General features: G+C 54.1%; 7 protein-coding genes. 2 read left to right on the forward strand and 5 right to left on the reverse strand.

Annotation, left to right across the window (positions count from 1 at the left end; all coding sequences use genetic code 11):
* On the reverse strand, positions 1-344 hold a 344-nt coding region (locus tag SIAM614_RS30210; RefSeq protein WP_006940580.1), incomplete at its 3' end, for a hypothetical protein.
* A 30-nt stretch (positions 345-374) separates the two neighbouring features.
* On the opposite strand from SIAM614_RS30210, the gene SIAM614_RS31045 reads away from it, so the two are divergent.
* Complete coding sequence (locus SIAM614_RS31045; protein ID WP_006940582.1) at positions 375-902, forward strand: TetR/AcrR family transcriptional regulator; 528 nt, start codon at positions 375-377, stop codon at positions 900-902.
* Positions 903-958: 56 nt separating this feature from the next.
* Here SIAM614_RS31045 and SIAM614_RS30220 read toward each other — a convergent pair whose 3' ends face one another.
* From SIAM614_RS30220 to SIAM614_RS30230, 3 genes are read right to left on the reverse strand one after another with little or no spacing between them, the layout of a single operon-like run.
* A complete protein-coding gene (locus SIAM614_RS30220; protein WP_324294013.1) occupies positions 959-1,387 on the reverse strand; it encodes a DUF6488 family protein in 429 nt (142 codons plus the stop codon).
* Positions 1,388-1,425: 38 nt separating this feature from the next.
* Complete coding sequence (locus SIAM614_RS30225; protein WP_006940584.1) at positions 1,426-2,040, reverse strand: hypothetical protein; 615 nt, start codon at positions 2,038-2,040, stop codon at positions 1,426-1,428.
* Positions 2,041-2,058: 18 nt separating this feature from the next.
* Positions 2,059-2,787 carry a HupE/UreJ family protein gene (locus tag SIAM614_RS30230; RefSeq protein ID WP_006940589.1) on the reverse strand — a complete coding sequence of 243 codons (729 nt, stop codon included), beginning with the start codon at positions 2,785-2,787 and terminating at the stop codon, positions 2,059-2,061.
* A 1,211-nt stretch (positions 2,788-3,998) separates the two neighbouring features.
* On the opposite strand from SIAM614_RS30230, the gene SIAM614_RS30240 reads away from it, so the two are divergent.
* Positions 3,999-5,021 carry a helix-turn-helix domain-containing protein gene (locus SIAM614_RS30240; RefSeq protein WP_040441579.1) on the forward strand — a complete coding sequence of 341 codons (1,023 nt, stop codon included), beginning with the start codon at positions 3,999-4,001 and terminating at the stop codon, positions 5,019-5,021.
* A 24-nt stretch (positions 5,022-5,045) separates the two neighbouring features.
* Here SIAM614_RS30240 and SIAM614_RS30245 read toward each other — a convergent pair whose 3' ends face one another.
* The gene (locus SIAM614_RS30245; protein WP_157140186.1) at positions 5,046-5,612 is read right to left on the reverse strand and encodes a hypothetical protein; all 567 of its coding nucleotides are present in this window, start codon (positions 5,610-5,612) and stop codon (positions 5,046-5,048) included.
* Positions 5,613-6,110 lie beyond the last annotated feature (498 nt).

The following is a 6,110-nucleotide window of genomic DNA, read 5'->3' on the forward strand; positions in this document are numbered from 1 at the left end:
CGATGCACTGCCGGGTCCGCACCCAGCAAGACAAGTGTTTTTGCCAAGCCGGCAAAGGCGATGGCGACCAGGCCGGCCCGATTGAGAGGCTTGCGAATGCCCATTTCATCCGCGAAGGCCCATGATCCTAGCAAGACCACAGCAAAAGACAGCAGACGTAAAGGTGTCAGATCGGGCGCGAGAAAACTCAAAGCAGCCGTCCCGCAGCTTCCCAGGACCAGTGCAACAGCACCAACGCGCGCATTTAACGTCACCATGTTTTTTGCCTGCCTTTCTTGTACAGGCAGACCATAGTGACAATCTTCCGGGTTCGCTCTGGACAGATTTGCACGAATGACCAACATTGGACAAAACAACCTGGCTGTCCAATTCTCATGCCCTCGTCAAACCGACAGTCCAGCAAAACAAAGGCCGCAATTCAGTCCGCCTTTGCCGAACTCGTTTTCACCAGGAGATACAGCGAACTTCGCATGACGGATGTCGCCCGGGCGGCCGACATAGGTCGTTCGACGCTTTACCTGCATTATCCCAACATCGACGCGATCCTGCTCGAGAACATGGCGCCGTTGCTCAATGCTCTTGCGGGCCCAGCTGGAAGCAGCGATGCAACAGACCGGATTGAAGAGGTTCTCCGGCATATCTGGTCACATCGGGATCGCGGACGTGTTGTGCTGTTTGGCGTGACGGGACAGAAACTGGAGCGTGCGTTGGCACAGCAAATCACGGAGATCCTGCCAGAAAACGAATGGAAGGTCGCCCCTGTCTTCATCGCGAATCAAGGCGCTGCAGCGGTATTTGCAATCCTTCGAACGTGGCTCTCTGGCGAGGCGTCCTGCGATGCCAAAGAACTCGCATGCCACATACATGCCTCTTTGAAAGCCTTGGTTGACGAGACGCATTGAGCGGACGTGAAAAACGTCTCCGGCTGACGCCTCGTCGGCAAGATTTTTCTTCAAGGTTACTCTGCTGCTGGTGTCTGATCTGGATTGTTTAAATCGTAGACGAAAGGGAACTCTCCCGAAAAGTTCGCGTCCACGACATCACCATTCGTCCCGATCAGCAGATAGAGGGTCTCGTCTTCTTCCGGATTGTGCACGGAGACCACATAGTAGCTGTCGACTTTGGCGATTATTTTCGTTTGTGAGACAGGGATCAGGCTCCAGCTTTGGGTAAGCGGGCTCCATTCCTTGTCTACCTTGTTGTTGACCAGGTAAGCGGCTGAATTGGCGGCGAGGATGCGAGCGTCTTCTTCGCTCAATGTCCCATGTCCTTGCGGGTGTGCCAAAGCGGAAATCGTACCGAATACGAGAGCAACGGCAATTAGAAGTATCCTTAACATGCAACGTTCCTGCGAATGTCTGTTCGAAAAAAGGGGTGCCGGAGGCATCTGGACAACAGATGTTCCCTGCCTCCGGCGCCAGCGTGCTACTGGCCTTGTTTCACTTCGCCGTACTCTCCGCGCAGCTTCAGGGTAACCGTCACTTCGGCCTTGTCCCTGTTGCGCCAGAACCAGCCATGATCGCCATCAAAAGACGCCTCGAAAGAGCCGCTCCCGGACGTTTTCCCGCGACCTTTTTCGTAATCGACGGACTTGCCGCCGCCATGGGCGTGCAGGTCGTAATTGATGCGTCCGCCCTCGGCGACCCACTCAAATTCGGCGGTGTTGCCCTCGTTCATGACCAGTTTGATCTCGGTGTAGTCACCAGGGGCGAGGGTGAAGGTGACTTCGTCCCGCCAACGTTCCTGCGCGTGGGCAGTGCCGACGAAGAGGCCGATCAGACCGTCCAGCATGCTCGACTTGTCCGCCTGAGCCGGCTCCTTGTGGTCCTCTTCGGCCTCCCGCGCGAGCTCACTCTTGATCTCACCCATCTCGGTCAAGCCCATTGCACGGCCGGCGCCAATCGGATCGATGCCATATTCGGCGGGCAGGACAATCGTCACGAGGATGAAGACCGCAGCAACAAGGGCAATGATTGTGGAGCGGACCAACTGAGCGGAACTCGGCAGCTCATCCGGATCGGGTTTGTTTGCGTTATACATGATCAAACTCTTTCAAAATCAGGTTGTGACGAAGTAGCCGGTGATCTGGTAGCCCATGAGAACAAATCCCATGGACATCATCACGACATTTGCGGTGTAGGCGTGCCGCCAGAAGCTGTGTGTCCGGCGCCAGTACCCCATGACGATCAGGATCGCGCCCAAAGCCAGCAACTGGCCGATTTCAACACCCACGTTGAATGCCAGAAGATTTGGAATGAGGCCTTCCTGCGCAATTTCGTAGTCGAGGATCTTGGTCGCCAGGCCGATACCGTGAATTAGGCCGAAGATGAGCGTCGCAGCCTTTGTGTCGGGTTGGAAACCGAACCAGCGCTGATAGGCACCGAGATTGTCGAGCGCCTTGTAGACAACTGACAGGCCGATCAGCGCATCAATGATGAAGGGATTGACGTTCCAGCCGAAGTAGACCCCGGCCAGCATGGTGGTCGAGTGACCGAGAGCGAACAGGCTGACGTAAATGGCAACATGTTGCATCCGGTAGAGGAAAAACACGACGCCGAGCAGAAACAGGATGTGATCGTAGCCGGTGACCATGTGCTTGGCCCCCAGATACATGAAGGGGATGATGTGCACCCCCCAGATTTCCTGAATGTAACCGGCGTCGCCCGCGGTCACGTTATGGGCGAGGGCCGTTTGCACTCCTGTGGCGACGGCAAACAGACCCAGGGACAGGGCAAGCAACACGCCGTGCAACAGCGTGCTGCGCCCGTTCAAGAAAAAAGGCTTCATTCGATCCTTCCGAATATTGACAGATTGCATGGTGCCGCCCCCTCAGGGCGGCCATCTATCAAGGTCTCGGAGGTCGCTTTGGCGGATGAAGGGTAATTGAGGTCGCATCGGCAAGAGGAAGCTGCCAACGCGTTTGCTCGTGAAGATGAACGTTCCGAGGCGCAGTAAAAACCAGCACGGCCGGATTGTGGTCGTGGTCCGCCCTATCGTGCTGATGACCATGCATGGCCCAGAGAACATCCAATTCCAGGCCATGCGAATGGCCATGGTCTTCGATCATCTGCAAGTGTTCCTGGATGGTATCCAGGAATTTCGGCGTATGAGATGCAGCGGGAACGGTCGCCCAGACAAACATGCACAGACACAGGATACCGGCCAGGCATTGCTGCCAGCGAACAGATCTTTCATTTCTGTTCCAGTGTAGCCCGAACATCCCGTCCGTTCTTTCCCCTTGAAACGATCTTAGCCAGCGCTGATAAATCCCTATTGTCGAAATATGTTCAAATGGCGAAAGTTTGCAAGCTTTTGCAACCGCTCGAACAAGAGATCCACATTCTCGGCACCAGCCCTGGAACTAACGAAGCAGATCTAGACTTGCGAACGTCACGATGAGCAAACCGGCCAACGCGTCGAGCCCCCGGGACACTCTGGCAATCGTCGTTCCTCTTCGCACCGCAACTGACAAAAACAAGCGCCGACCCGCGACAGCAAGGACCGCAACGAGTCCAAGTGTCAAGGCAATGCCTGTGAGCATGGATGCCGCAAAGACCAGTCCGGCCAGAGGCAAGCCACGGGACAACGCCGCCAGGCCCCAGCGAAGGTCAGGATCGATACGCAGCACCGCTGTATGGCCGCTTGGAGTTCAACTGTATCAGTCTTCTGCAACGCGGCGAATGACGGCTAACAGCTCTCAGTGCAATACTTCGTTGTCAATCGGCGACTGAACTGAAATGTATCTAACGGATGTCTACACACAAATTTAGTTGTGGTGACGCCTCCGAGGGCAAGCGGCAGCGCGAGAAAGATCGGCTTTATTCACAGTTGGACCAAACTAGCGCAGTGCAGATCAAGAGGCTCAGCGAAATTATAGGCATTCGACAAAATGGTGAAACGTTCGTTCCGAACCCAGTACAACTGTTGGCCTGCTGCCGTTTGTTCGCGAGACGTCAATGACGACCGGCTTGGATCACCCATCAATATCGGGAAGCATGATGACCACTCTGCCTCTTGCATGGATTGTCAGTATTTTGACCTCGATCGCTGCATTTGCATTGTCTCAAGATACAAGAATACCATTCGTCGCACGATTTTTCTTTTGTACTTTCCTTCTAACGCTGGCCGCGGCTGGCTTACTACTGGGGCTTCGACTTTCATTTGACACGAGGTGGGCAGCGCAACTTCAGCCGTTGGTGGCAGTGATGATCGCGCCATCAGCCTATCTTGGTTTCGACGCTTTAACCCAAAACGGAGCATCCGAATGGCGAAAACCGTTGCTCGTGAACGGTGTTCCGGTTGTCTTGGCTCAGGTCATGATAATGTCGGACCTTCCAGTGTCCGCGGATGTGTTCGTCTTGGGTTTCACCAGTACCTACCTTTTTCGGGTGGCACGGCTATTGCCCTGCAACGCGGATGACTTCGTGCATGTTGCTCCACACGCGCTGCGTATTTTGCGCTCCGCGGTTTATGCTACGATCTTCTTGCTTGGCATGATGGTTGCCTCCGACCTTTTGGTCGTCGCCGCCAGCGTCTTGGCGGGAGATGCCATTGTTCTGAGATTCTTGACCGGATTATCAGGCGTGTTTACGGCATTTATCTTTGTTGTCGCCCTTGTCGGTGCTCCGATGTTGCTACGGTCGACAAGAAGCAGCTTTGCCAGCCCTGAGCGCCCCACTGATAACGACCGTGCGTTGCTCGCCAAACTCGATGCGATCATGAATGATCAAAGCATCTATACAGACAGCAACTTGACGCTTGCACGGGTGGCACGGAGATTATCGGTTCCAGTTCGAGATGTCTCGGCCGCGATTAACCGAGTAACGGGTGAAAATTTCTCTCGTTACATCAATGGCTTTCGTATTCGTCATGCCCAAGATGCTTTGCGAGCAACAGAACTGCCGATCACAGAGGTGATGTTTGACGCCGGGTTTGTCAGTAAATCAAGTTTCAATACTGAATTTCGCCGGATCACTGGGCAGACGCCATCGCAGTATCGTTTAGGCAGGGCAAACGATTAACAGCGTCCCCCTGCCTGTCTGGCCCTACATTTCTGAACAGGTCAAGCGGCTTGTCGCCGCACCGAAAACGTCCGCAACAATGGAGGTTCCCGGATTAAGTACGAAACCATGGTTTTCACTCAATCCACCTTCAATGATGATATCCGCGTCGGGGTCATTGATTTGGCTGCTGATGACATACATGTCGCTTACGACATCTTCACCGCGCGCCAACGCTTTTGAAACGCGCTCAGATTGAAGTATCAGACGAATGGGTTGCGCCGTGTGGGTCGAGACGCTGTCGCCTCCAAAATCTCCGGCGACGAACCGTAACTGCATACTTTGACAATCCTGGTTATCGTCACTTCTTAGGATGGCTGTGCCACGCCCGATAACGCCTCGCAGTTGTAGTAAGTTTGCAACGCGGGGAGTCTGAATCTGGACAATTCCGTAAGCACCAGCAGGGATTTGTTGCCCCGTTTCGGTTTGGACTGCGACGCTTGTTGGCCAGATTACCTGGTGGTCTGTCCCTTGGGCGATTGATGCAAGGGGGGTGAAAAGTATAGTTGCTTGCAAAACTAAGCGAATAGACGGTTTGCGGTGAGTTGACATCTGGAAAGTCCTTTTGTGCAGTGTTGTTGAAGTTGCTGAATGCAGCGGCAACCTCTTGCACTTAGACAATCCCGGTATGTGAATAGCCCGGATACGCGATCTAGAACGTTCGAAATCGCGATTTTGAACACATATTAATCGCGTCTTTTCTCCCATAGGCACCGGAGCCTGCCTGTTGTTTTGATTAGAACAAGCGGGTTCCGGAAATTCCCGGACAGCGATTCCGGTAAATTTCGGACAGCTTCCCGGAGTGGATTTTATCGGTCGGATCTCGGCCGCGCCGTTTTGGCAATGTGGTTTCTTTTCAATGCATTGAGAGAGCCCGTGCCAAGACGGAAGCAAGCGAGAAGAACGACAGTGAAAGACATTCGATCGATCCTGTGCCTGACCTCTGACCAGGGTCTTTCAATGCGGGAAGTGTCCAAGTGGCTGAAGATCAGCAAAACAACGGTTTCCGCGGCACTGTAAAGTTAATGCGTCGGGTCGCGTAAGCTGCGA

The sequence above is a fragment of the Roseibium aggregatum IAM 12614 genome (assembly GCF_000168975.1).
GTDB lineage: Bacteria > Pseudomonadota > Alphaproteobacteria > Rhizobiales > Stappiaceae > Roseibium > Roseibium aggregatum.

Coding starts and splice junctions, on each gene's coding strand:
- SIAM614_RS31045 (WP_006940582.1), top strand. CDS start 375: ATGCCCTCGTCAAACCGACAGTCCAGCAAAACAAAGGCCGCAATTCAG.
- SIAM614_RS30220 (WP_324294013.1), bottom strand. CDS start 1,387: ATGCCTCCGGCACCCCTTTTTTCGAACAGACATTCGCAGGAACGTTGC.
- SIAM614_RS30240 (WP_040441579.1), top strand. CDS start 3,999: ATGACCACTCTGCCTCTTGCATGGATTGTCAGTATTTTGACCTCGATC.
- SIAM614_RS30225 (WP_006940584.1), bottom strand. CDS start 2,040: ATGTATAACGCAAACAAACCCGATCCGGATGAGCTGCCGAGTTCCGCT.
- SIAM614_RS30245 (WP_157140186.1), bottom strand. CDS start 5,612: ATGTCAACTCACCGCAAACCGTCTATTCGCTTAGTTTTGCAAGCAACT.
- SIAM614_RS30230 (WP_006940589.1), bottom strand. CDS start 2,787: ATGAAGCCTTTTTTCTTGAACGGGCGCAGCACGCTGTTGCACGGCGTG.